The sequence below is a fragment of the Rhodophyticola sp. SM2404 genome, from assembly GCF_053570515.1.
Genome location: NZ_JBSEDL010000004.1, coordinates 1 through 23,288 on the forward strand (window position 1 = coordinate 1; position 23,288 = coordinate 23,288).

Below are 23,288 nucleotides of genomic sequence, written 5' to 3' on the forward strand. Positions count from 1 at the left end.
CAACACCAAGCGACCACACAGTGCATTGGGCTACCGCCCACCAGCGCCCGAAGCCATCATCCCGATGGACCAAAGGCCGATCATGCACTAACTTTCAAATTGGACCACTCATGTGGGGCTGCTCAGTATCGTTCAGGCACGGCTCATGGCTGGTTAATCCAGATGACCCAAAGGTATGCGTTTAGTGGGGCCGCAGCGGCTCTGAGAGCGTGGCAGGGTGGGGTGTTGAGTACTCAAGGCGTAGTTCACACTATTTCAGTTTGCACGCGACCCGCTTAGTCATCCAATTGTTCGATCAATTAATCCGAAATCTCGATTAGTCGGCATACAGAAAAGACACTGACCATCACTGGCATCAGCCCAAACGGCCCCAATCTGTCGCTTTACCGCCTCTTCTTCGTAAAGATGTTGCCCTTTGTATTCGACAACAAGAATGCGCCCGTCGGTAAGCATCGCTACAAAATCGGGATAGAACTTGGCGTTAGGTAGTTGCAGCCAGAAAGAAGATTTCTTTCCTTCGACATTTCGAATCCCGCCTCCTCCGCCACTTTTCATATTAAATACTTGTTTTAATTTAGTTATTTTCCAAAGCGATAGTCTTACCTACTCTCCAGCCAACTCACAGTGAAGGTGGTTGAACGCAGGTTAAGGCCCAGCGTGGACGCGCAGGTGTGTCATGGCCGTTTGGGCTTGTCGCGCATCTCTAGGGCTGGCCGAGGTGGCGGTCACAGGCGCCATGGTCCGGGCCATCCTTGCCGCGATCCGTCGATTGCGAGCGCCACCGTCATGTGCATGTCGCAGAATCAGGCGATCTTGACGTCAGAGGGTAGGCCACTTGGGGAATGTCGGATCCAATCCAGTGATAGAGCTTAACTAATGGAGGGTAACATGATTTTTATGTGTACTTATCACGTAGATCGGGACAAACAGGCTGATACTCAGGCATTTTTTGCGAACATGACTGATGAGCAAATTGCAGGAGAACATCCCGATGGCGTCACACAAATTGGTCGATGGCATGATGTTCCAAATGGTAATGGCTGGATAGTTGTAGAGGCCAATGATCAAGAAGCGTTAACTTCTTGGATTATGGGTTGGTCAGGGCAATGCACATTCCCAACAGTGACGCCAGTTGTGGAAGACGACACAGCTCGGAAGTTATTAAAGGCGATGCTTGCTTCTCAACAAGGCTAACTAACTGCCACTAAGTTAAAAAGAACCTTGTGCAGTGCGAGTCTGCTCAAGGGTAGAATTTCATTAATCAACCAGGAGAGAACCTATGGCTACGCTGGAGACAAGATCTTGGAACAACCCAGATGACGTACAAACACCAGACAAAACACATGCCGCAAGTATCAAACTTGGGGGTGTCACATTAACAAAAGCGAATGCTCAACCAGGATGGAAATGGTCTGAATGCATTAAACCTCACGTTGGAACAGAAAGCTGCCAGGCAGGACACATTGGTGTTCTACTTCAGGGGAAAATCCACGTTTTATCAGACGATGGATCAGAAATTACAATTAACGCTGGTGAGGCATACCGTTTGGCACCAGGCCATGATGCTTGGGTTGTTGGAGACGAACCCGCAGTAAACTTGGAGTTTTCTACCGATAGCAAAGAGTTTGCAGCTTGGACACGTGGTGAAAGTTAGTGGGCTGAAAATATTAAAGAAGGAGGAATTCAATGACACCTAAAGAAGTGGTACAAAAAGGATATGATTGTTTTGCATCAGGCGACATGGAAACATTCGTAGGGCTGTTCCATGAGGATTGTACGGTCACGATTAACGGTATGCACAAATTTTCTGGAACCTATAATGGAATAAAAGAGTTTGTGGGCGTATTAGCATTGATACCATCCCACTATGATAATTTTTCTGTGACTGTAGCGAATATGATTTCTGAAGGAGATCAAGTCGCAACTCAACTGGACGCATCTGCTGATGGTATGGAAGCCAAATTTGGGCATTTCCATAAAATTGAAGAGGGTAAAATAAAGGAGTTTTGGATTTACGATGATAGCCAAAAAATGGCGCATGCAATGAAAGCCGTTTGATTTCATTTAATGGCTGGGCAAATTGCCCAGCCACACCCACCTAAAGGAGGCATAAGATGAACATATTTATGCACGGAACAGTACAAGCTGGTTTTGATGTTTTAAACACTAAGCTTGAAGGCGACATGGCAGGTCCAGCAGGAGAATTTGTTGATGCGTATCGCCTCGCTCATCTTGGTAGTGGTGAATTTGTGTTTTGCGCACAGGTGAATGATTTTGGAAAAATGGGGGCATTCATGAGTGACCCTGCCGAAGTGCAGTGGGACGAAGACCACGGTTGTGTTTACAAAGTTTATTCAGTCGAAGAAATGCAGGATTAATTTACAGGCTGAGCGATCAGCCCCTCAACCCTGAGCAGCCCCACTTGAGTGGTCCAATTTGAAAGTTAGTGCATGATCGGCCTCTGGTCCATCGGGATGATGGCTTCGGGCGCTGGTGGGCGGTAGCCCAATGCACTGTGTGGTCGCTTGGTGTTGTGGTGTTTCCTCCAGCTTTCGATAATAATTTGGGCTTCCCGCAGCGAATAGAAGATTTCGCGTTCAGCAACACCAGCAGTAGAATGACCACCGTTTGAACATTGCTATCCTTGACGCTTATTAGTTTCGGTGGTCTCATTCTTGGATGAAGCACCGTATTAGTCAAACCGCAATCGCCACACTTCTAGCCGCAACTTCAGCTACGGCACAGGAGTTTTAGCGCTTGCAGGATGTAGCTGACCAAGCATTTCCTGCATATCGGCCCACTCGCTGCGCCGCGCTAAACCAAGCGATCAAGTACTACGCTTGGGAAAAGAGAATGGTGAGTGATCTGTTCCGCCGATCAAATGAAATTCGAAGCAACTTTATAGTGATCGCAGTTCTTGTGTCTCAAAATATCTGGGTGTCACAGGATGCTTAAATACGCAGTGATCTTAATGCTGTTGTTTCCCTCGTACTCCCACGCCGAGGCAACAGAAAACATCCTCGAATTCATCTTAGAAGGCTACCAAGCCGAATGCATAGCCGCCCAAGAGGAGCCTATGGACTCGGTATCAGATGATGAAGGCTCCAGTGTTGCTGCAATAACGCTTGATGAGAGCAGTATTTACAACATCGACATCACCGCTGACGGGAGGGAGGCTACGGTCCTCTATGCTAATCCTCGGTGTCCACAGATTGGCTCAGCGTGGTGCGGTACGAGTGGTTGCACAACTTACGTAATCGTGGACGGTATCATCTTTCAGACAGCAGGGTTTAAGCCTGTGTCTGTTACCATAGGTGAAAACAGCGTTGTCGTCATTGTTCCACGTGCAGGTCGTGCATGTGTTAACGCGGATGGCCAAACGCAATCAAATAACGTGAGTTGCTATGCTGCGGCTGTCTGGGATGATGAGGCAAACACATTTAACAGCATTGGATCAGATGACCCCGTCTTCAGACTGAGTGACTTAATGCCATGACAGAGATGGATATCCTTCTTCACCCAGCCAATCGACACAAGCAGAGATGCCCCAGATGTCAGTCACCACTGAAAACCGTGGTCGTGCATGGGCATGAGCAATGTGCGATATGTAAGTCCAACATCTTCGAGTGCTGCTCAGGGGATACGTGTGATACCGACCACAATCTGAGTATTGGGTATAAAAGGGGCTAATGCAGGCGTAATGAACCTCCGAATGAAAATGTTTCACGACGCCAATGCCCCGCTTGCTGATGGCTTTCGTAGGAAAGAACTCCTGTCGATCAGTAATGAGGACTTTGAAAGCAGTCACGGCTTCATACAATGGGCTTTCCCAACACCAGAAAGCAGCAATCAGGTTTCAACTGCTCCTGTTCTAGATTTGGAGACAGCCGTTTGGCTGGCAGAAAAACCAGAGGTTTCCACTTTCTTAGAAGCTATGACGGTTAGGTTCTTGGAATTTCTTTCTATCACTGAACATTGGAAACAAAGTTACAACCATAATCACTTGCGCATTAGTCGAGCGATTCAGAGCTTGAGGCTCTTACATAGTTGGGAACTGGCAGACTGGTTTTACAATAAGGTTAAAGAGTTTGCTGGTGATAGTCTCCCTGTGATGGAAAGGGCTGACCATTACTGGGCTTACTATGCTTCTCCCGCCCATGATCATATTGCTGGAGCGTTCGTTGGCCTCGCCATTGGAGATGCACTGGGCGCACCCGTAGAGTTCGCTGATAGGGGGACCTTTGAGCCTGTGACTTCATATAGATCAGGTGGTCGCTTCAATCTTCCAGCAGGTGCGTGGACTGACGATACTGCAATGGCTCTGTGCTTGGCTCAAAGTCTGATTGAACAAAAAACTTTGGACAATAAGGACCTACTCAATAAATTTTGTGACTGGGCTGAAAATGGTACAAATACCAGCACGGGTGTTGCTGTCGGCATTGGTCAGAACACTTTAAGGGTCCTAGGTGACTTCCGTAGAAATGGTTATCTAGAAGCCCTACCGTTCGGAACAAAGAACGATGGTAATGGTTCACTTATGCGGCTAGCGCCTGTGGCTTGCTTCGCTAAAGACAACGTTGAAGAAGCTCTAGCTTTAGCTAGCGTTCAGTCTAGGGCAACTCATGCCTCCCGTCACGCTGAACAATGCTGCCAAATACTCTCTGAACTGCTTTGTCATTTAATTAATGGAAAGCCACTCATGTGGGCAATGGAACAAGCTAACAATAAACTGAGGAACCACGAAATCAGTATGATGATGTGCCGTAACATTGTTGAGGAAAGTGAATGCGACATACAATCAGGTGGATACGTTATTGACACTCTCCATGCTGCGCTTTGGTCTACCCTAACAACAGATAACTTCAAGAGCGCTGTCTTAAGGGCGTGTAACTTAGGTGATGACGCAGATACAACTGCGGCTGTGGCAGGGCAGATAGCAGGTGCGATGTATGGCTATTCCAACATATCCCAAGAATTGAAAGAGGGCTTGAAAGATGAACGTAAGTTGTACGTGACATCGCAGTTTTTGGGCCTTTCCCATTACTAAATCTTTGCCTTGGATTCATACAGGCAAATCAAGCGGGACGAGTATTCCCCTCAAAAATTAGCGGTGTTCAAAAGTAGAATTTTCTCGGCAAGATATCTGAGGAGGTTTACGATGAAGAATGGATTCACAACAACGAGCCACCCAACACGGAGGGATCAGCAATGATGTGGTGTGACATTGGTCCGATTGAGGGTGCGCCCTATGCGCATCTGTGGTACAGCCTGAACACTCACGAGCAGATCTGCCTGCTTGACTACTGGGTGAGGACGCTTCAGACCTGCTCCCCTGAAAAGTCCGGTGTTTTGATTTAGCCTGTTCTCCAACTGAGGACTGTAGCCTAGACAGATCCGCGGGACACTTGTTGTTCTATTGTAGCTTGTCTCTGAGAGCTTCTACGATGATGACAGGATCACCGTTAGCGGAACCTTGGCAGACATTGAGTACACTGATCTGGTACAAAACTGGGCATATTATGAGCGGGGTGGAACTTCCGCAGCTGAATATGTTTTTGGTGCTAATGTTATCGTGAGAAACGCAACGATTACTTTAGACGACTAACGTATCCAGAAAACGGCTTTAATGCGATACAGAGCTAGGCGGGCTGATGCGAGTATGGCAGCTAAACACGCCAAGCACGTAAGCTCTCTAAATACAAAAGCCTCGTGCGTGTGTGACAGCATATACACATATCCCAGCAGGGGTGGGTGGCCCATGCGTGGTACTCTCAAACTCAAAGCAGCGCTCTAGTTAAGCAGCAGGTTTAACTGCCGAATGAGTGTCTCATTTGGGTGTAGGCATTCTGCGCTAGCATTTCATGTGTGAAATCTATCTCATATGTAGTTCTTGTATTGTCTTATTTGGATTTCTATCTAGACTCTAGATGCATAGAGACACCGCTATGCTGATAGACAGGATGGGAACGGCAGATGATCGTAGGGTATGTGAGGATTAGCTCTGATAGCCAATCTATGGAGCGCCAAGAGTTACCTGATGCAGAGCGCATCTTTGAGGAGACTGAAAGCGGAGCTAAGCGGAACAGGCCACAGCTTCAGCAGATGCTCGACTTTATCCGTGAAGGCGATGTGGTTCAGGTGCATGAGCTATCACGACTGGCCAGATCGCTGCGTGACTTGCAAGAGATCGTAGAGGTCATTCTCAAGAAAGGCTGCAGCGTATCCTTCCTGTCTGAGAACCTGACGTTCAAGCCAGATAGCGAAGACATCTTTGCTACGTTCCAGATGCAGGTGCTTGGTGCATTCGCAGAGATGGAGCGAAAGCTGACACGCAAACGTCAGACAGAGGGCATTCGTAAAGCTAAAGAGGCAGGACGATATAAAGGGCGCAAGGCAACTATTGACGCTGACAAGATTATTGATCTGCACAAGAAAGGTCTGACAGCAGAGCAGATTGCCAAGTCTTTGGGAATCTCACGTGCGAGTGTCTACAGGTACTACGGTGTCTTGGGGATTAACTAATGTCTGGCAAATGGATAGATGGTTGGCTTGGCGGTATGCCTGCATTGCCTGAAGTGGTATTCTTTCAGCCTGTCTGGGAGCCTTACAACGCTGCAGCAAAGGAACTCGTACAGTATGTTCTCAAGCGTTTTGATTTACGTAGTTTAGGCAAGACAGGACAGAAGCATCAGACTGTTGTTGCCAGTATACTTCAGGCTGCGAAATCGCTTGATGCAGAAGGTTACAGGACGATTGCATGTAGCCGCAACTCAAACGCATTCACAGGTTATTCGAATGGCGTTGGGCGCATCTCAGTTTGGCAGGTGGTTGATGCGCTTGATGGCATTCTATTGCAGCGTGTTGAGGGGTCTGGTGCGTGGACAAAACACACGAGTGATTACCTCAAGATGGCTGGCATGGAGTTCACATATGCTCAGGTCACGCATTACAAGTTTAATCCCGATTATGAGATTAAGACCAAGCTGCCACAGGCAGTGTTCATCCAAGCCCATGCCAAGCCTGTCGCTGTCAATAAGGCGGAGACACGTGGTGAACGCTATGATCGCAAGCAGTCAGACAAGAAGACGCCACGTTTGAGGCATACAATGGCGCAACGGTTATTTGGGCGTGACTTGCAGATATTGGAACACGAAGTCAGGCAGCTTAACGCATACTATCTCAAGCATCCGCTCCAGCTTCCTCAGCAGGGTAACAAAGCATCTGACTTAGTCGCTGCAACATATCGGGTCTTCCACGATGGCAGGCTTGATGCTGGTGGGAGGTTCTACGGTGTATGGACAGGGATGCACGAGACACAACGCTTGGCTTGCAAGATAGATGATGAAGACGTTGTCAGCTTAGACATTAATGCTTCCCAGCCATTCCTGTTCTCCATGCTGATGGGGATGCATTTACGTCTGCCAAAGTCTACATGGTTTGACCTGTATGCAGAGATATTGGGCGAAGCTTACACTGAAGAAACAAGAGACAAGCTGAAGATTGTGGCTATGGAAGTGATTGGCTCAGGCAATCCCAGCAAGGCTGCACCATCAGATAAAAAGAAACACTTGTTCAGCGCAGGGCAGTGGGAAGAGTATCGTGATCTTTTGCTGGCACATGTTCCTGCTCTCAAGCATCTAGATAACGATCACATGAATGGGCATGGCTTCATAGCTTATCACGAAGCGGAGATACTCAAGCAGACCCTGTTCACGCTCATGAAGAAAGACATCCCAGCCTACTCTGTTCATGACTGCATTCTTGTCAAAGCATTACAGATGGCGGGGGCAATGTCGGTCTATCGTGACACTGTGAACACTTATGTCAAAGTACATTGCATAAAGCACAAACGGGTCAGTGTCATGGATTGCTATCCTGCCATGAAGCTAACTCGTAAAGGCAAGATGTCAGAGCGTGTAATGGGTAGCCAAGACAGTCTGTGACAGCGTTCTTATGCCTTAAGGAAGGTAGTGAGGCATTAAGCAGACGTTTTGATGTAAGCTATTGATAAAAATATAATAGTTAATTCTCCAAACCACACGCTGAAAGTTTTCTGAGGCTGATTGCAAACTCTGTCAGCCACTGAATGCTGTGTGAAATTTTAGCTGGTAGTCGAAGAGCTAAATGGATTGCACCTACGATTACACCTACGCAAGCACTACGGCTGCACCTAAAACTGCACCTAAAAAGGATGAGTTAGAGTGGCGAGATCATTGGCATGAGTATGCAGAGCCAAGTATCTCATTGATACGTGGCAAGTGGCATTGCAGCGTGCCGCTCACTCATTAGTTTTGCTCGCTTCGTGTCTTCATGCATTTGAGTTGCGCAATGACTGTTTATTAAATTAGTTCGCTGCTTCCACCTTGTTTTCTAACTTTGCGCCCATCTTTGAAAGCAACATGCGGTAATGCTAACTCTCCCCATCTTCCTTCATTCAAGTTGATTGCGTACCGCTGGTCTATCGTGCCTAACGGAACAAATTGACCATCTGGAACCCTCTCCACAAGCATTTCAACGGGTGAACCGCAATTTGAGCAAAAACGATTGACCATTTTGAAGCCGTGTTCAGTTTTTTTGTCCACAAATTCTGATACGGCACTATCAGAGTAGTTCACTTTGCCCATGTCAAAGACAGCAAATGCACGTGCAGCGCCACCAGTACTTTTCTGACACCAGTTGCAATAACATTCAAAAACCCAACGTGGCTCGCCCTTGGCTTCGTAAGTAACAGACCCACATAGACAGCTACCTGTATAGATCGACATGTCTTACTCCTATGATTAAACTTCAAACCCGTAATCATTATAGGGCTGCCGCCACCATTCACGTAAGAGTTTTCTTGGTAGAAAACAGATGAATATTGCCGCTGACACCATCAGATGTCGTTGCAGGAACTCGTAAATGATTATGGTGGCAATGTCAGTGTGGACATGAATGGCGGCAAAGTGGCGATCATTACAAGAGAAGGAAGATACTGCAGCCGTGTAGCAAATGCAGAGAACGCTAGACGCAAGCTGCGGTGGAAACCGAAGAGCTAGAGTTCAACATACCTGTGCATCGTCTTCTCCAGCCAAGGATGTTGCAGTGTGTCCAATGCTTCCAGTCTCACTTCAAGAGAAGGGCCTTCTCCGTAGTCATCACTACCTGTGTCGCCAAACTTATGACCAGTTAGATGCAAACGTGTATCTGGAGGTACTTTATTAGTTTTGCACAGGTCTACAAACGTGCCTCTTAAGCTGTGTACCACTTTGCGATCATGTTGGGTCACCTGCCTGATGAATGGCATTAATCTCTTAGATGCTTCATTCTCAGATTTACCATCTTTATCTAGCTTATAGTCGAACAACCGCCCTTCAGAAGGCTCGCCTAATAAAGGCTTTAGTATTGTCGGCACTGGCACTTTACGCATTGAGCCTACGTTCTTTACCTTTAGCTTCTGATCAGGTTCTGCCTTATGCGGCAGAAGTGAGAAGATAAGAATGTCTTTGTCTACAAAGATACGATCCCATGTCATCAAAGCGGCTTCATCCAGTCGCATACCTGTTGTGATAAGGATTGCGAGAAGTAGATATTCTTGCTTCGGCATCTCTAGAGAGAACAGGGTTAGTAGCTCGTCATCTTCTAGCTTAAGGTAGCCACGTTTCTCTTTGCCGTAGTCAGCGAGTTTCAGGCTAGTCCAAGGGTTGGCATGTAGATAAGGCTTTCCAGTAACAGGATTGCGGTTCTCAGTCGCCCATATAAACAAGCCTCGTCCGTAAGTAATCATCTTAGCTATCTGGCTATTCGAGAAGCCTAGAGCCGCCATATGTTTAGCCATCTCTGTGGCGTGTACCTTGTCATAGTCGTCCAGCGGTTTGTCACCGATGTACTCTAAAACTCGCTCACATGCTTTAATCCGCTGACTATGTTGTTTGCTTGGCTCTTGTGCAAAAGACATCAAGTATGAATTGATAAGGTCTGAATAGAGTGGTGTAGTTGAGGTGATGACCAAAACTTCAGGGTCATTGTTTAGATTTGCGTCCTGTTCCCATGCTTTGCCTAAGGGGGTTGAGGCAAAGTTAGAATTTTTAAGCAACTTTATCATCAGGGTGTGATCAGACTGCTTAGGTTGCGTTAGTGGTTTAAGTTCTTTTAACTCAATGTTGTTAAGATAGCGAAGGCACTCTTCTGGGATGCCATTACCTAGTCTTGATGCAACCCACGCTAGTCCAACTCGTCCTGTTACAAGATGGCCTTCTCTGTACTTAAGCCAGAAGTCGTCAGTACTTGGACGATCAAGTGTGCTTAACGTTTCTGCGATTTGCATCAGTTTGGTGTCATGGTCTTTGTAGTACAAAGAGGTTATCTCAGGCTTGCTGTCGAGGTCTTGTGCTGTGACCTCTAGCTTGCCCTTGGTCACTTCCCACAGCCAAGTATGCTCTTTGGTAAACTGCACATCCAATTCACCATGTGTGTACCAGTGGTTGATGGCGATGCCATTAGCTTCGAAGATGGGCCTCAATGCTTCAACAAAAGGGTCTAAAGACGTGGCCTTATGAATGAAGTCACCCTTCGCCTTGTTTAGTAAGGCAGGTACTCTCTTCAGCGCTAAACTTTTGTCGGGTGTTCGTGTGGATAAACGCTTCCGTCCATCTGCGTACAAGTGGGCTAGAGAGGTTGGAACTTTGATGGATACATTCCACATGCCTCGTCTAGAGATCAGCGTCCAATCAAGTGCTTCATTATCATCATACATTGACACACAACCCTCACGGAGAATCTCGCTGGGTACTAATTTGGGTACTAATTTGGGTACTTAATCAGTATGCTTTAGTCAATATACGGAGGATAAAAAGCCTTATATTATTGATTATAAACGATAATATGATAGGCTAGCCACTGGCTTGGAAATGATGGCGGAGGAGGTGGGATTCGAACCCACGGTAGACTTTCACCTACGTCGGTTTTCAAGACCGGTGCATTCAACCACTCTGCCACTCCTCCGACCCGATGGGGCTTAGCGGGTCAAATCCGATTCTAAAAGCATGTGCAGCATGTTGCCGATTGCGTGAGAGTGGGTTTTCAGAACGCGCTTTACGCTGTATCCTTCGGCCCAAGCGGTTTTGCGCCGTTTGAGGGAACGACAAATAACAAGAACATATGCGTCAGCAGCCGGATTATGCCGGATGGCGCAAGGGCAGAGCAGGACATCCATATGATGACGGGAAGATTCCAAAGGTCCGGCGGCGTTTATGCGTTGCTCTTTGTGGCAGCGATTTCGGTTTCTGCCTGCCAGATGCCTTTTGGGCAAAACGGGGCAAGTGGCGCGACAGGTGGCGGTGAGCAGGGCACGCAGCTTGGCACAACGCGGCTGGTGGAGCGCGATGTCGAGGTGCCCGAGATTTTTCAGGTCTCCGAAGATGGCCTTTGGGATGGTCGGCCTTCGCTTGGCGGGGTCTGGGTGGCCCATCCAAGTGCCACTGATCCCGAGCGTGTGATCATCCGCAACGAGGCCAATGGCCGTTTCGTGATCGGCGCGCTTTTCCGTCGTGAGCGGGACAATCCAGGGCCCGCGCTGCAGGTCTCCTCGGATGCGGCGGCGGCATTGAATATGCTGGCAGGTGCACCCACAAATCTGAATGTGACGGCTTTGCGCCGCGAAGAGGTGCCTGAGGCTTTGCCCGCGCCCGCAACCACAGCACCGGGTGAGGAAACGACCACCAGCCTTGCGGCAGGGACCATTTCCGCCGCTCCGCTAGATGATCCGATTGAGGCCGCAGCCTCGGCGCTGGATGCGCTGGAGGCCGAAGATGCAGCCCCTGCCGAGGTGGCCGCCGCTCAAGCCCCTGCGCCTGCTGCCGATCCCGCGCCCGTTATCGCCTCAAATCTCGAACGGCCCTTCATCCAGATCGGTATTTTCAGCGTTCAAGAAAACGCGAATAATACGGGTCAGGCCTTGCGCACGGCTGGCATGTTGCCCACGATCTATGATCAACAAAGCAATGACCGCCGTTTTTGGCGCGTTGTTGTCGGGCCTGCAGCCACGATCGAGGAGCGCGCAAGATTGCTGGACGCGGTCAAAGATCTTGGCTTTGAAGACGCCTATTTCGTAACCAACTGAGGAATTTCGGGAAAAAACATGTTCAAGGCTCTCAAACGAACAGCGCTGATTTTGGGCTTTGCTCTCGGGCTTCCTAGTGTGGCCATGGCACAGGCTTTCGAGACGAATGCAACAGCCGCTTGGGTTATTGACCACAATACGGGCCAGATCCTTCTCGATCACAATGCCGATCTTCCCCTTCCGCCTGCCTCCATGTCGAAGATCATGACCTTGAACATGACCTTTGAGGCCTTGGAGGATGGACGGCTCAGCCTTGATACTATCCTGCCTGTCAGCGCGCATGCCATGAGCTTTGGCGGGTCTACGATGTTTCTCAACACTCGCGACAGAGTCTCGGTCGAGGATTTGATCCGCGGGATCATCGTGCTCTCGGGCAATGACGCAACGGTTGTTTTGGCCGAAGCGCTCAGCCCTGATGGCAGCGAAGAAGGCTTTGCAGCCCTGATGACGGAACGCGCCCGCCAATTGGGCATGATGAATTCGACTTTCCGCAATGCCAGTGGCTGGCCCGCACCCGGCCATGTCATGAGCATGCATGATCTGGGCATTCTGGCCGAGCGTCTGATCACCGAGTTCCCGCAATATTATAGCTATTTCGCCGAGCGTGAGTTTGCCTTTGATGGCCGCGCGCCTGATAACCGCTTCAACCGTCACCCGCTTTTGCCGCTCAATATCGGGGCCGATGGCCTCAAGACGGGCCATACCGAGGAAGCGGGGTATGGTTTGGTCGGCTCGGCCGTGCAGGGGGATCGTCGGGTGACCTTTGTGATTTCGGGCCTGCAAAGCGCCCAACAACGTGCGACTGAATCCGAGCGGATCGTAAACTGGGCTTTCCGCCAATTTGCCGAGCGGACTCTGGTCGAACAAGGGTCGGTCGTGGCCCGTGCCGATGTCTTCATGGGCGATAGCCCCGATGTGGGCCTTACTGTTGCCGAGGATTTGACCATGCTGGTGCCTGCTCTGGCTGCCCTTGGCGAAGGCGTGCAGGCCGACGTGGTTTATGATGGCCCGCTTGAAGCCCCGATTGCGCAAGGCCAGCAAATTGCCGAATTGGTCATCGCGCTTGAAGGGTTCGAGGATCGCCGCGTGCCGCTGGTGGCCGCCGAGGCTGTTGAACAGGGCGGCATCATTTCGCGCATCGGGGCTGCCGCTGAAACGGTGCTGCGCAATTTCCTGAGCAATACCCCTATGGGCGATCAAAGCTGATGAATTCTGCGCCACGCGGCATGTTCATCAGCCTTGAAGGCATTGATGGCGCTGGAAAATCCACGCAGTTGCGTATGCTGGCCGAACATCTTGGCGCGCAGGGCCATGAGGTCGTGCAAACCCGTGAACCCGGAGGTGCGGCAGGGGCCGAAGATATCCGCCGCCTTCTGGTGGAAGGGGAGCCTGACCGCTGGTCGCCCGAGACCGAGATCTTGCTTTTCACCGCCGCCCGCCGTGATCATTTGGAGCGCACAATTCGCCCCGCTTTGGCAGATGGCAAGATTGTCCTGACCGATCGTTTCGCGGATTCCACCCGCATCTATCAAGGTGCCACGCGGGGTGATCTGCGCGCGCTGGTCGATGATATCCATGCCCGCGTGATCGGGGTGGAGCCTGACCTGACCTTGATCCTTGATATGGACCCCAGTGCGGCGCTGTCGCGTGGTCTGGCGCGCAAATCGGGCGAGGACCGCTTTGAGGATTTTGGCCTCGCTTTCCAAGAGAAATTGCGCGCAGGCTTTTTATCCTTGGCCAAGGATAACCCCGACCGCTGCGTGTTGATCGATGCAAGCCGCGCGCCCGAGAGGATTGCCGCCGATATCGCCGATGCGGTAGATATGCGCCTGTCATGAGCGATGAGAGCCCCCCAGAAGCTGACAAAATTGATGGCGCCCCCCATCCGCGTGAAACAGCGCAGCTGATCGGGCAGGGCGCGGCAGAGGCGGCGTTTCTGGAGGCGTTTAATTCGGGCCGTCTGCATCATGCATGGCTGATCACAGGGCCGCGCGGTGTGGGCAAGGCCACCTTGGCATGGCGGCTGGCGCGTTTCTTGGTCGCCAATCCACCCGATGAGGGCGATGCCCTTTTTGCCCCGCCCAAACCCGACAGCCTTGGCATTGCGGAAGACCATCCCGTCATCCGTCGTATCCAAGCCATGTCCGAGCCGAGCGTCATGCTGCTGCGCCGTCCATGGGATGAGAAAACCAAACGCCTGCGCGCCGAAATCACAGTGGAAGAGGTGCGCAAGCTCAACAGCTTTTTCGGGTTGTCTTCGGTTGATGGCGGGCGGCGTGTGGTGATTGTGGATGCGGCGGATGAAATGAATGTCTCGGCCGCCAATGCGCTTTTGAAAGTGCTGGAGGAGCCGCCCAAGAACACCACGCTTTTGTTGATCTCCCACCAGCCCTCGCGGCTTTTGCCGACCATCCGTTCGCGCTGCCGCAGTTTGCGGCTTGGCCCTTTGGGCCCGCAGGATATGGCGCAAGCGCTGGAGCAGGCGGGGATCATGGCCGAGGATGCAGCCGCTTTGGCCGAGCTGGCCGAAGGCTCGGTCGGGGAGGCCGCGCGGCTTTGTGATCTGGGCGGGCTCGCCCTTTACGGCGATCTGGTGGGTCTGTTTTCCTCGTTGCCGCGCATGGATCGCGCCTTGGCGGCGCGTTTGGCCGACGGAACAGCGGGTAAAGGGGCAGAGGGTCGGTTTGATCTGACGCTGGTCTTGCTGGACCGTCTTTTGTCGCGGCTGGCGCGCAGGGGCACTTTGGGCGATGCGCCGTCCCAGATCGTCGCGGGTGAGGGCGAGATGCTTGCGCGTCTGGCACCTGATCCGCTGATGGCGCGGGCATGGGCCGATCTCTCGCAATCCCTGACGGCGCGCGCGCGGCGTGGCAAGGCGGTCAACCTTGACCCTGCCGCGCTCATCCTTGATATGTGTTTTGACATTGAAAAGACGGCGGCGCGCCTTCCCGCCTGAGCCTTCCGGACCAGAGCGAGAATTATGACCAATACCCCCCAGATCGTGGACAGCCATTGCCACCTAGATTTCCCCGATTTCGCGGATGAATTGGGCGATGTGATTGATCGTGCGGTCGCCTCGGGTGTGGCGCGGATGGTCACGATTTGCACCAAGCTGCGCCTTGCCGAACAGGTGCGCGCCATTGCCGATCAATATGCGCCTGTCTTCTGGGCCGCAGGCACCCATCCGATGAGCGCCGCAGATGAGCCTTTGGCCTCGGTGGAGGAGCTAGTTGCGCTGGCCCAACACCCGAAATTCGTAGGGATTGGCGAGACGGGGCTGGATTACCACTATACCGCCGAGAGCAAGGATATTCAGCAAAACTCGTTGCGCATCCATATCGAGTCCGCGCGTCAAACGGGCCTTCCGCTGATCATCCATGCCCGCGCCGCTGATGAGGATATGGCGCGCATCTTGGCCGAAGAACATAAGGCAGGGGCCTATAGCTGCGTGATGCATTGTTTCAGCTCATCGCCCGAATTGGGCCGTGCGGCCCTTGATTTGGGCTTCTATCTGTCGATGTCGGGCATTGCGGCCTTCCCCAAATCCACGGAATTGCGCGAGATTTTCGCAGCCGCCCCCGTTGAGCGTATTCTGGTTGAGACCGATAGCCCCTATCTCGCGCCGCCGCCTTTCAGGGGCAAACGCAACGAGCCCTCCTATAGCGTGCATACCGCACGGGTCGGGGCCGAGTTATTCGGCCTGAGCGAGGCTGAGTTTGCCCTTCAAACCACACAGAATTTCGACCGCCTGTTCTGGAAGGCAAAAGAGTGGAGGCAGGCTGCCTGATATGGCCGAGTTACGCTTTACCATTCTGGGCTGTGGATCATCGGGGGGCGTCCCGAGATTGGGGAATGTCTGGGGCGATTGTGACCCATCAGAACCCAAAAACACCCGCCGCCGTTGTTCCATGCTGGTGCAGCGCTTTGACGAGGGGGGTGAAACCTCGGTCCTGATCGACACCTCGCCCGATCTGCGAATGCAATTGCTGGATGCGGGGATCGGCAAGCTGGACGGGGTGGTTTTTACCCATGGCCATGCCGATCATGTCCATGGGATCGATGATTTGCGGATGATCGTGTTCAATATGCGCGCGCGCCTGCCTGTCTGGGCCGATGGCGCGACGCAAAATGATCTGCTCAGCCGCTTTGGCTATGCCTTTGTACAACCGCCAGGCTCGGCCTATCCGCCGATCCTTGATCTCAATGCGATGGCGCCTGAGGTTGTGATCGCCGGGGCAGGGGGTGCGATTACTTTGCGGCCCTTCGAGGTCGAGCATGGCAATATCCATTCCCTTGGCTTTCGGATCGAAGATATGGCCTATCTGCCCGATGTCTCGGATATTCCCGCAGATGCATGGCCGATGCTTGAGGGCTTGGATTGCTGGGTGTTGGATGCGCTGCGCCGCACGCCCCATCCCAGCCATGCCCATCTGGAGCGCTCGCTGGAGTGGATCGCACGCGCGGCCCCGCGCCGTGCCGTGTTGACCAATATGCATATCGATCTCGACTATCAGACCCTGCTTGAGGAAACCCCCGCCCATATCGCCCCCGCTTTTGACGGGATGGCGATTTCCTACGAGGTGTGAATGTCCGCTCTTTTGGAAGTGGTTTTGCCCGTCTTTCTCGTGATCGGGTTCGGGTATCTTGCGGTATGGCGCAAGCTTTTTGCCGATGCGCATGTCGACGGCTTGATGAAATTCACCCAGAATTACGCCATCCCCTGCCTTTTGTTCAGCGCGATTGCCACGCTTGATCTGGGCCAAGAGTTCAATTGGGCAATATTGCTGAGCTATTATACAGGCTCTGCATCAGTATTTTTTGCGGGCATGATCGGCGCGCGCGTGTTCTTCGCGCGCCCTTGGGCGGATAGCGTCGCCATCGGGTTTTCAGCCCTATTCGCCAATTCGGTGCTGTTGGGGCTTCCCATCATGGAGCGCGCATACGGGCCTGACAGCCTGAACGGCAATTTCGCGATCATCGCGATCCATGCGCCGTTTTGCTACCTGCTTGGCATTACCACGATGGAAATCGTCAAGGCTGATACCGCATCGCCTCTGCGCTTGGCGGGGCTGGTTGGGCGGGCCATGTTCCGCAATGCCCTGACCATCGGGATCGCTCTTGGCTTTGTGGTAAACCTCACGGGGCTGGTCCTGCCAATGGTTGTTTGGGATGCGGTTGATCTCATGGTGCGGGCCGCCCTTCCCGTTGCGCTGTTCGGCTTGGGTGGGGTTCTGTATCGTTACCGCCCTGAAGGCGATGCCAAAGTGATTGCCATGGTCTGTGTGCTTGGGCTGATTGTCCATCCGCTGATCGGATGGTCCTTGGCCGCAGGGCCGCTTGACTTGGACCAAGAGGCCTTGCGCTCGGTCACGATAACGGCAGCGATGGCACCTGGGGTGAATTCCTATCTCTTTGCCAATATGTACGGTGCTGCGCGTCGTGTGGCGGCTTCGGCTGTTCTGGTCGGAACGGCTTTGTCCGTTGTGACTGTTTCGGCTTGGCTGATAATTCTGGGATAGGGCGAGCATTGTTCAAAAATTTTTGAGCCTTTCAGCGAGTCTCCGCTGCCGATGGTTCTAGGCTCGGCCAAAGCCAGCTTATTGATCGGCCGATCGTTATTTCAATTAAATTTAATATTTTGAGTGAGTTAGTCTGTATTTCGGGTCAGATTTTTCACCTACGGCGCCTCAGGGTCTTCAAAGGTTGAGATATTGATCTTTTGAGATCAAATTATCTTCGGATTTTTTCATTTTGCGAAAGTCTTGATGCAATAGTGCCCTGGATAGATCATAACTGATCTGTAGGAGTAAGCAGGTGCAAAAAGTGCTGAATCAGAAAAATAATTCCAAAGCCGCTAGCGTAAGGGTGCTTGTTGTTGACGATCAGACCATGGTTGTTGACGCGCTTCGTGTGTCAGATCACGTAATTGGCAATTTCGAGTGGGTACAAGCAGCGTCATGTTCCAAAAGCATGGAAATGCTAAAGGGTCAAGAATTCGGACTGGTACTTGTTGACCCACAATCCATCTTTAACTCCCGCCTGCCCTCGATAGAAAAGTTGCTGGAAGCGGCTGGGGATTTGCCGGTTGCGATCTTCTCAGACGAGCCGGATATCCCGCTTTTGGCGGCCTGCATAGAGCGCGGAGTTAGTGGTTTTATAAGTAAAAAAATGCCCATTGGTGGTGTTTTGAGCGCGCTAACGATTATGATGCTGGGGCAGCGGTTTTTTCCAAGTGAAATCGTTAAGACCTTGCTCGAAAATGAGTCTGAAACTGTTTTGACATCCTTTCAAAAGAGCGTTTTGAAGCGGGCTTCTGAGGGCTTCAAAAATAAGGAGATCGGTAGTGATCTTGGTATCAGCGAGTCTCAGGTGAAAAGCCATATCAACATAATTCGGAAAAAGCTGGCCGCGAGTAATCGGGCTCATGCAGTGGTGATCGCACAAAAGTTGGGGCTGCTCTAGAGCAGGGTCATTTCGCAGTCGGAAGTGGAGTGACCCAGTCTCCTTTGGGCTTCTAATAGGTTTTTGGCATCTAAAAATTTAACCAAAGTGATACTTTTTTAAAACGCTGTCTGGGTTTTGATGCGGGCTGAAGGAATTTTGCTATTTGGGGTTCTAGATAGCCAAGACTGAGCGAAAGTAAAAAAGGGGCGGCTCCCAATGTTTAAGCGGTATGATGGTATAGATGCTCAAAGGACTGGGCCTGCGCACGTAGAGGGCGGTGGCAATTCAGAGCGAAATGATGCTCTTTCGCACTCCTTGTCGGCTCTATCTTCTCGGCGCCAAGAGGCGAAAAAAACAAAACTGCAAACTAGGGCTGAGTTTGGTGCGACGGATCGTTTTCTCGTCGGGCCAAATCTGGGGGATTACCGGATCATCTGCATTGGTCAGCTGACCAGCCCGATCTGGGCGCATTTTGATTGGTTGGGTGATGTCGCGATCAGCATAACCTCGTCGATTGATCCGATGGCGGGCTTGGTGCGGGCCTCGAAATTTCCGCCGAACCGTCTGCTCTTGCTCTGCGATATTGATGGCTTTGATGAGTTAGAGAAGGCCGTCGAGGCTTTGGTTCAATTTCGGCGGGACCACCCCGATGTCACCGTGGTGGTGGCATCAAAAGGTTTCGGCGCGCATGATTTTGGGGTTGAGCGGGCGATGCTGGCTGATGCCAGCGTCAAGCTGCCTACAGGCAAGGTTGCGATGGGGCTTGCTCTGGGGGCTGCGATTTCGAACCACAGAGTGATCCAATCGCGTAAATCGGCCTGAACCCCAATCATTGAGACCAGCCATTCAGGCCACACGGCGCGCATGGTGGGGCAGTACAAAGGGGGCTTTGCCTTCTGGTGCCAGATTGACCTTGAGCGCACATCGATACGCATCTGACAGTGTGTCATCACAGATCACGTCCTGCGGGCTGCCTTGGGCCAATATCTGGCCATCGGCCATCAGCACGATCCGGTCTGCATACATGGCGGTCAGGTTGAGATCATGCATCACTGCCACCACACCGCCGCCCGCAGTGGCAAAATCCTTGGCCGTTTGCATCACCTTAAGCTGATGCCCGATATCAAGGCTTGAGACAGGTTCATCCAGAAATAACCAGCGCGGCCTGCCCTGATCCAGCGGCTCCCACACTTGGGCCAGAACGCGGGCCAATTGCACGCGCTGTTGCTCGCCACCTGACAGGTCTTGGTAGTAGCGCCCCTCAAAACCTTGCAGGCCAACGCGGGCTAGCGCCTGTTTGGGCAAGCTGCTTTGCGCGCCATATCGCCCTGCCAGCAGCCCCAGCCGCACAATCTCCAGCACTGTGAAGGGGAAGGCAATTCTTGAGGCTTGCGGCAGGACCGCACGCAGAATGGCCAGATCGGCGGGCGGGATTTTGGCGATATCCTCGCCCCCCATCGTCACGCGGCCTTTATAGGGAATTTCTTGGGTAATAGCGCGCAGCAGGGTGGTCTTGCCCGAGCCGTTCGGCCCGACAATGGCGGTCAGCTCAGCGGCGCGGGCCGAGAAACTGACCCCTTTCAGAACATCCACCTGCCCGAGTTTTACATGGAGATCAGTTGCATGAAGCATGGGTCATAAATCCAACATGGAGCGGTTGCGCAGGAGTATCCAAAGAAAGAACGGCCCGCCGATCATCGCGGTGATGATCCCGATAGGCAGCTCGGCAGGGGCCACGATCAGGCGGCTGATGATATCGGCCGCCACCAAAAGGCTGGCCCCAAGCAGGCCTGCGGCAGGCAGAAGGAAGCGGTGATCAGGCCCGATGGCAAGGCGAAGCAGATGCGGCACAACAATGCCCACAAATCCGATGGCCCCTGTCATGGCAACTGACGCGCCAACCGCGCTGGCCACGGAGAGAATGGCGATGGATTTCATCCGTTGCACAGGGATGCCCAGATGTTTGGCGGCCGCCTCCCCGAGGGCCAAACCGTTCAGGGCATGGGCAAGGAAAGGGGCTGTGGCAAGACCTGCGGCAATCAAGGGGGCGGCCAGCAAAACCTTGCTCCACGTGGCGCCTGCAAGTGATCCGAGCCCCCAAAAGGTCAGATCGCGCAATTGCTGGTCATCGGCCATATAGACCAGAACACCCGAAAGGGCCCCCGCCAAAGCCCCAAGCGCAATGCCCGCCAAAAGCATCACCGCCACCGAGGTGCGCCCGCCCTTGGTCGAGACATGATAGAGCATCAAGGTGGTGACCCAGCCGCCTATAAAAGCCGCAAGCGGCACAAGGCCTGTCCCCAGCCAAAGTCCCGCGGGCAGGGCCGCGCCAAGCACAATCGCGCAGATCGCGCCAAGCCCTGCGCCCGCACCAACCCCCACCAAACCAGGATCGGCCAGCGGGTTTCGGAACAAGCCCTGCATCACGGCCCCCGAAACGGCCAAAGCCGCACCCACCAACAGCCCCATTGTCAGGCGGGGCAGGCGGATATCGAACAGGATCACATGATCGCGCAGGCTGATCGCCTCGCCCCGCGCCAAGGCAAAAAGCCCCTGCCAGAGCGAGGTGCCCGAGGCCCCTGTCGCCAGTGACGTCACGCTGATCACGGCCAAAAGTGCTGCAAGCAGAACCAGAACCGCGCGCGCGCGCGCTTGCCGGTCACCGGCTGGGGCCTGCATTTGCGGGCTGTCCACAAGGCTGGTCATGACTGGCCCAACTCGGCAAAGGCGCGGGCCAGATCGGTTACGGCTTGCGGCGTACGCGGGCCGAACCCAAGCAGAAACAACCCGTTCATTCGGATCACTTGGCCCTGTTGCGCGGCAGGCGTGGTCGATAGGGCGGGATGGGCAAACAGGTCGCTATCCTCCATCGCGTGATCGCCCATGCGGTCCATCATCAAGATCACATCAGGGGCGGCGGCCAGAACGGCTTCATCGGTCACGGGCAGATAGCCCTCGAATGCGGTAAAGGCATTTTGCCCGCCCGCCATGGTGATGATCGCATCCGCCGCCGTGCCACTGCCCGAGGCCATCACCCGCCCGCTTTGCATCGACAGGATGAACAAAACACGCGGCGCATCAGGCCCGATAATGTCTGAGGCCGCTTGCAATTCTCCGTCGATCTGATCGGCCAATATCGCGCCGCGATCTGTCACCCCCAAAGCTTGTGCCACGGCCTCTACTTTGGTGCGCAATGCCGCGCCATCAAAGCCTTCGGGGATGGTGACAAATGCGATGCCCGCATCATTCAGCACATCTATGGTTTCAGGAGGGCCCGCGCCTTCTACGGCGATGATCAGGTCAGGCGCGATCGCCAGCACCCCCTCGGGCGAGAGGGCACGCATATAGCCCACATCGGGCAACTCCGTCACCTCGGGTGGAAAATTCGAGGTGGTATCGCGCCCGATCAGGCGATGCTCCATCTCAAGCGCATAAACGATCTCGGTCACCGCCCCTCCGATGCTCAATACGCGCAACGGGGGCGTGTCTTCATCGGCCATCGCTTGGTTCACACCCAAGACAACCAGCATGGCCAAAAGGGTGAGGTTTATGAACTGCCACTGTTTCATACGCGGGTCTCCTCGGCCAAAGGCAGGCTGCGCATCACCTCAAGGAAGGCTGCGGAATGATCAGGGCCGTTTTCACGGTGCAGACGGAAGATTTGCAGGATCAACTCGCCTTGGGCATCAAAGGCCTCAAGCGAGACAGCCGCGCCGCGCGCGGTTGGTTTCTCGACAAGCCAGAGCTCGGCCACATGATCCATCCGCAGATGCAGGTTGAAGCCTTCATCAAGGATATTTTGCCAAGGCCCCATGGGTTTGAGGCGGTGGATTAGCCCTGAATGGATCTGGATACAGCCGCGATTGCCCACGAAAAGCATGATTGGAACGGCGCTATCGGCAAAGGCCTGCAGCGCCTTGTTCAAAGCGCTGGGGGCAAGCTGTTGTGCAAAGGGCGCCCCCACGATCCGATGCGCCCCTAAACGGTTCATGCCCAGTTTGGCGATCATCGCGGGGAAATGATGCGTATCGCGCAAGGCCGCCCATTCGCGGCGCAACGCGTCGCGCTGTTTCGGGACCGAGATCGGGGCCTCTACACGTGGGCGCGCCTCGAATGCAGGGCTTTGGGGGGCGCTGTCATCGGCAAGCACCGTCACCAGCCTTACCCATGCATCTATATCGGAGTTCTCGCGCAGATAGGTCTTGTGAACCGCGTCACCTGCCGCATCAAAAACCTGTACGGAGCGCATGATTGTGCCGTCGTCCTTGGGGGTTTCCATGGCATAGGCATGGACCCAATGGGCAGGGAAGAACCGCAGATCAAGATGCGGGGGCAGCACCATCGAGGCCCGCTTGCCCGTGCGGTAGCCGCCATAGGTGCCGATCATTTCATGCACGACATGATCATTACGGGTCAGCGCCATGACCTCACCCAGATCGCCGAAAAGTGGCACAAGCTGGTCGGGATGGGCGCGCAATGCGCGCACACCAAAACCGATTTGCGCGGCGACCAAAGCCGCCTCGGGCAGGCCGAGTGTATCGGCCAGATCGCGGGCGCGCATTTTGGGGTGATCCTTGATCGCTTGCCGAATTTCATCGGGCGACAAGGCGGGGGCGGCTCTATCAATTGCGTTCACGTGTGGAACCTCCATCGGAGCGAGTTGCATATCTGATCGGGGACAACTGGCTGCGCCGAAGAAGGCGTTGCTGGTGAGGCGAGAGGCTTTCGGAGCATCACCTGAAAT

The 23,288-nt window shown here is 53.1% G+C and carries 24 protein-coding genes, 1 tRNA gene and 1 pseudogene; 17 read left to right on the plus strand and 9 right to left on the minus strand.

The window, feature by feature from the left end; genetic code table 11:
* Window positions 1-279: 279 nt before the first annotated feature.
* Complete coding sequence (locus ACTYEO_RS06985; protein ID WP_449323012.1) at window positions 280-555, minus strand: hypothetical protein; 276 nt, start codon at window positions 553-555, stop codon at window positions 280-282.
* Between the two features lie 321 nt (window positions 556-876).
* Between ACTYEO_RS06985 and ACTYEO_RS06990 the strand changes: the two genes are divergently transcribed.
* From ACTYEO_RS06990 to ACTYEO_RS07005, 4 genes are all read left to right on the plus strand, one after another.
* A complete protein-coding gene (locus tag ACTYEO_RS06990; protein ID WP_449323013.1) occupies window positions 877-1,194 on the plus strand; it encodes a DUF3303 domain-containing protein in 318 nt (105 codons plus the stop codon).
* Between the two features lie 85 nt (window positions 1,195-1,279).
* Window positions 1,280-1,654: a cupin domain-containing protein gene (locus ACTYEO_RS06995; protein ID WP_449323014.1), complete on the plus strand. Its 375-nt coding sequence runs from the start codon at window positions 1,280-1,282 to the stop codon at window positions 1,652-1,654.
* A 32-nt stretch (window positions 1,655-1,686) separates the two neighbouring features.
* Window positions 1,687-2,058: a nuclear transport factor 2 family protein gene (locus ACTYEO_RS07000; protein WP_449323015.1), complete on the plus strand. Its 372-nt coding sequence runs from the start codon at window positions 1,687-1,689 to the stop codon at window positions 2,056-2,058.
* Between the two features lie 56 nt (window positions 2,059-2,114).
* Window positions 2,115-2,378: a hypothetical protein gene (locus ACTYEO_RS07005; protein WP_449323016.1), complete on the plus strand. Its 264-nt coding sequence runs from the start codon at window positions 2,115-2,117 to the stop codon at window positions 2,376-2,378.
* A 65-nt stretch (window positions 2,379-2,443) separates the two neighbouring features.
* Here the strand turns inward: ACTYEO_RS07005 and ACTYEO_RS07010 are convergent.
* Window positions 2,444-2,593: pseudogene (locus ACTYEO_RS07010) on the minus strand (integrase core domain-containing protein); the annotation flags it as partial.
* Between the two features lie 354 nt (window positions 2,594-2,947).
* On the opposite strand from ACTYEO_RS07010, the gene ACTYEO_RS07015 reads away from it, so the two are divergent.
* The 4 genes from ACTYEO_RS07015 to ACTYEO_RS07030 all read left to right on the plus strand — a co-directional run bounded on the left by ACTYEO_RS07015 (window position 2,948) and on the right by ACTYEO_RS07030 (window position 7,943).
* Window positions 2,948-3,496 carry a hypothetical protein gene (locus ACTYEO_RS07015; RefSeq protein ID WP_449323017.1) on the plus strand — a complete coding sequence of 183 codons (549 nt, stop codon included), beginning with the start codon at window positions 2,948-2,950 and terminating at the stop codon, window positions 3,494-3,496.
* A 216-nt stretch (window positions 3,497-3,712) separates the two neighbouring features.
* Complete coding sequence (locus tag ACTYEO_RS07020) at window positions 3,713-5,047, plus strand: ADP-ribosylglycohydrolase family protein (RefSeq protein WP_449323018.1); 1,335 nt, start codon at window positions 3,713-3,715, stop codon at window positions 5,045-5,047.
* Window positions 5,048-5,973: 926 nt separating this feature from the next.
* Window positions 5,974-6,522: a recombinase family protein gene (locus ACTYEO_RS07025; protein ID WP_449323019.1), complete on the plus strand. Its 549-nt coding sequence runs from the start codon at window positions 5,974-5,976 to the stop codon at window positions 6,520-6,522.
* The gene (locus tag ACTYEO_RS07030; protein ID WP_449323020.1) at window positions 6,522-7,943 is read left to right on the plus strand and encodes a hypothetical protein; all 1,422 of its coding nucleotides are present in this window, start codon (window positions 6,522-6,524) and stop codon (window positions 7,941-7,943) included. Before ACTYEO_RS07025 ends, ACTYEO_RS07030 begins: the two co-directional genes overlap by 1 nt.
* Window positions 7,944-8,339: 396 nt before the next feature.
* Here the strand turns inward: ACTYEO_RS07030 and ACTYEO_RS07035 are convergent, their stop codons facing one another.
* From ACTYEO_RS07035 to ACTYEO_RS07045, 3 genes are all read right to left on the minus strand, one after another.
* A complete protein-coding gene (locus tag ACTYEO_RS07035) occupies window positions 8,340-8,765 on the minus strand; it encodes a GFA family protein (protein WP_449323021.1) in 426 nt (141 codons plus the stop codon).
* A gap of 269 nt (window positions 8,766-9,034) precedes the next feature.
* Window positions 9,035-10,735, minus strand: a complete 1,701-nt coding sequence (locus tag ACTYEO_RS07040) for a hypothetical protein (RefSeq protein ID WP_449323022.1) — start codon at window positions 10,733-10,735, stop codon at window positions 9,035-9,037.
* Between the two features lie 158 nt (window positions 10,736-10,893).
* Window positions 10,894-10,983: transfer RNA gene (locus tag ACTYEO_RS07045), tRNA-Ser, on the minus strand.
* Between the two features lie 211 nt (window positions 10,984-11,194).
* Here ACTYEO_RS07045 and ACTYEO_RS07050 point away from each other — a divergent pair.
* The 9 genes from ACTYEO_RS07050 to ACTYEO_RS07090 all read left to right on the plus strand — a co-directional run bounded on the left by ACTYEO_RS07050 (window position 11,195) and on the right by ACTYEO_RS07090 (window position 19,366).
* Window positions 11,195-12,100 (plus strand): SPOR domain-containing protein, encoded by a 906-nt coding sequence (locus ACTYEO_RS07050; RefSeq protein WP_449323023.1) that lies wholly within the window; start codon window positions 11,195-11,197, stop codon window positions 12,098-12,100.
* Between the two features lie 18 nt (window positions 12,101-12,118).
* Window positions 12,119-13,306: a D-alanyl-D-alanine carboxypeptidase family protein gene (locus ACTYEO_RS07055; RefSeq protein ID WP_449323024.1), complete on the plus strand. Its 1,188-nt coding sequence runs from the start codon at window positions 12,119-12,121 to the stop codon at window positions 13,304-13,306.
* Window positions 13,306-13,938, plus strand: coding sequence for a dTMP kinase (tmk, locus tag ACTYEO_RS07060; protein ID WP_449323025.1), 633 nt, complete (start codon window positions 13,306-13,308; stop codon window positions 13,936-13,938). The genes ACTYEO_RS07055 and tmk overlap by 1 nt, the downstream gene beginning before the upstream one ends.
* Window positions 13,935-15,056 carry a DNA polymerase III subunit delta' gene (locus tag ACTYEO_RS07065; RefSeq protein ID WP_449323026.1) on the plus strand — a complete coding sequence of 374 codons (1,122 nt, stop codon included), beginning with the start codon at window positions 13,935-13,937 and terminating at the stop codon, window positions 15,054-15,056. The genes tmk and ACTYEO_RS07065 overlap by 4 nt, the downstream gene beginning before the upstream one ends.
* Window positions 15,057-15,080: 24 nt before the next feature.
* Window positions 15,081-15,887, plus strand: a complete 807-nt coding sequence (locus tag ACTYEO_RS07070; RefSeq protein WP_449323027.1) for a TatD family hydrolase — start codon at window positions 15,081-15,083, stop codon at window positions 15,885-15,887.
* Between the two features lies 1 nt (window position 15,888).
* On the plus strand, window positions 15,889-16,686 hold the full coding sequence (locus tag ACTYEO_RS07075) for an MBL fold metallo-hydrolase (protein ID WP_449323028.1): 798 nt from the start codon (window positions 15,889-15,891) through the stop codon (window positions 16,684-16,686).
* Window positions 16,687-17,619 (plus strand): AEC family transporter, encoded by a 933-nt coding sequence (locus tag ACTYEO_RS07080; protein ID WP_449323029.1) that lies wholly within the window; start codon window positions 16,687-16,689, stop codon window positions 17,617-17,619. It abuts the gene before it with no gap.
* Window positions 17,620-17,914: 295 nt separating this feature from the next.
* Window positions 17,915-18,562: a response regulator transcription factor gene (locus tag ACTYEO_RS07085; protein ID WP_449323030.1), complete on the plus strand. Its 648-nt coding sequence runs from the start codon at window positions 17,915-17,917 to the stop codon at window positions 18,560-18,562.
* A 297-nt stretch (window positions 18,563-18,859) separates the two neighbouring features.
* Entirely contained in the window at window positions 18,860-19,366 is a 507-nt protein-coding gene (locus ACTYEO_RS07090) for a hypothetical protein (protein ID WP_449323031.1), read from the plus strand.
* Between the two features lie 24 nt (window positions 19,367-19,390).
* Here ACTYEO_RS07090 and ACTYEO_RS07095 read toward each other — a convergent pair whose 3' ends face one another.
* The 4 genes from ACTYEO_RS07095 to ACTYEO_RS07110 are packed head-to-tail and all read right to left on the minus strand — an operon-like array spanning window position 19,391 to window position 23,180.
* Window positions 19,391-20,176, minus strand: a complete 786-nt coding sequence (locus tag ACTYEO_RS07095; RefSeq protein ID WP_449323032.1) for a heme ABC transporter ATP-binding protein — start codon at window positions 20,174-20,176, stop codon at window positions 19,391-19,393.
* Between the two features lie 3 nt (window positions 20,177-20,179).
* The gene (locus ACTYEO_RS07100) at window positions 20,180-21,250 is read right to left on the minus strand and encodes a FecCD family ABC transporter permease (protein ID WP_449323033.1); all 1,071 of its coding nucleotides are present in this window, start codon (window positions 21,248-21,250) and stop codon (window positions 20,180-20,182) included.
* Complete coding sequence (locus ACTYEO_RS07105; protein ID WP_449323034.1) at window positions 21,247-22,113, minus strand: heme/hemin ABC transporter substrate-binding protein; 867 nt, start codon at window positions 22,111-22,113, stop codon at window positions 21,247-21,249. Before ACTYEO_RS07105 ends, ACTYEO_RS07100 begins: the two co-directional genes overlap by 4 nt.
* Window positions 22,110-23,180, minus strand: a complete 1,071-nt coding sequence (locus ACTYEO_RS07110) for a hemin-degrading factor (RefSeq protein WP_449323035.1) — start codon at window positions 23,178-23,180, stop codon at window positions 22,110-22,112. Before ACTYEO_RS07110 ends, ACTYEO_RS07105 begins: the two co-directional genes overlap by 4 nt.
* Window positions 23,181-23,288: the final 108 nt, after the last annotated feature.

Excerpts from the sequence above, each read along its gene's own strand:
- ACTYEO_RS07055 (WP_449323024.1), top strand. The coding sequence starts at position 12,119 with ATGTTCAAGGCTCTCAAACGAACAGCGCTGATTTTGGGCTTTGCTCTC.
- ACTYEO_RS07035 (WP_449323021.1), bottom strand. The coding sequence starts at position 8,765 with ATGTCGATCTATACAGGTAGCTGTCTATGTGGGTCTGTTACTTACGAA.
- ACTYEO_RS06985 (WP_449323012.1), bottom strand. The coding sequence starts at position 555 with ATGAAAAGTGGCGGAGGAGGCGGGATTCGAAATGTCGAAGGAAAGAAA.
- ACTYEO_RS07065 (WP_449323026.1), top strand. The coding sequence starts at position 13,935 with ATGAGCGATGAGAGCCCCCCAGAAGCTGACAAAATTGATGGCGCCCCC.
- ACTYEO_RS06995 (WP_449323014.1), top strand. The coding sequence starts at position 1,280 with ATGGCTACGCTGGAGACAAGATCTTGGAACAACCCAGATGACGTACAA.
- ACTYEO_RS07105 (WP_449323034.1), bottom strand. The coding sequence starts at position 22,113 with ATGAAACAGTGGCAGTTCATAAACCTCACCCTTTTGGCCATGCTGGTT.
- ACTYEO_RS07095 (WP_449323032.1), bottom strand. The coding sequence starts at position 20,176 with ATGCTTCATGCAACTGATCTCCATGTAAAACTCGGGCAGGTGGATGTT.
- ACTYEO_RS07000 (WP_449323015.1), top strand. The coding sequence starts at position 1,687 with ATGACACCTAAAGAAGTGGTACAAAAAGGATATGATTGTTTTGCATCA.
- ACTYEO_RS07015 (WP_449323017.1), top strand. The coding sequence starts at position 2,948 with ATGCTTAAATACGCAGTGATCTTAATGCTGTTGTTTCCCTCGTACTCC.
- ACTYEO_RS07080 (WP_449323029.1), top strand. The coding sequence starts at position 16,687 with ATGTCCGCTCTTTTGGAAGTGGTTTTGCCCGTCTTTCTCGTGATCGGG.
- ACTYEO_RS07020 (WP_449323018.1), top strand. The coding sequence starts at position 3,713 with ATGAAAATGTTTCACGACGCCAATGCCCCGCTTGCTGATGGCTTTCGT.
- ACTYEO_RS07005 (WP_449323016.1), top strand. The coding sequence starts at position 2,115 with ATGAACATATTTATGCACGGAACAGTACAAGCTGGTTTTGATGTTTTA.
- ACTYEO_RS07100 (WP_449323033.1), bottom strand. The coding sequence starts at position 21,250 with ATGACCAGCCTTGTGGACAGCCCGCAAATGCAGGCCCCAGCCGGTGAC.
- ACTYEO_RS07050 (WP_449323023.1), top strand. The coding sequence starts at position 11,195 with ATGATGACGGGAAGATTCCAAAGGTCCGGCGGCGTTTATGCGTTGCTC.
- ACTYEO_RS07030 (WP_449323020.1), top strand. The coding sequence starts at position 6,522 with ATGTCTGGCAAATGGATAGATGGTTGGCTTGGCGGTATGCCTGCATTG.
- tmk (WP_449323025.1), top strand. The coding sequence starts at position 13,306 with ATGAATTCTGCGCCACGCGGCATGTTCATCAGCCTTGAAGGCATTGAT.
- ACTYEO_RS07040 (WP_449323022.1), bottom strand. The coding sequence starts at position 10,735 with ATGTATGATGATAATGAAGCACTTGATTGGACGCTGATCTCTAGACGA.
- ACTYEO_RS06990 (WP_449323013.1), top strand. The coding sequence starts at position 877 with ATGGAGGGTAACATGATTTTTATGTGTACTTATCACGTAGATCGGGAC.
- ACTYEO_RS07070 (WP_449323027.1), top strand. The coding sequence starts at position 15,081 with ATGACCAATACCCCCCAGATCGTGGACAGCCATTGCCACCTAGATTTC.
- ACTYEO_RS07025 (WP_449323019.1), top strand. The coding sequence starts at position 5,974 with ATGATCGTAGGGTATGTGAGGATTAGCTCTGATAGCCAATCTATGGAG.
- ACTYEO_RS07075 (WP_449323028.1), top strand. The coding sequence starts at position 15,889 with ATGGCCGAGTTACGCTTTACCATTCTGGGCTGTGGATCATCGGGGGGC.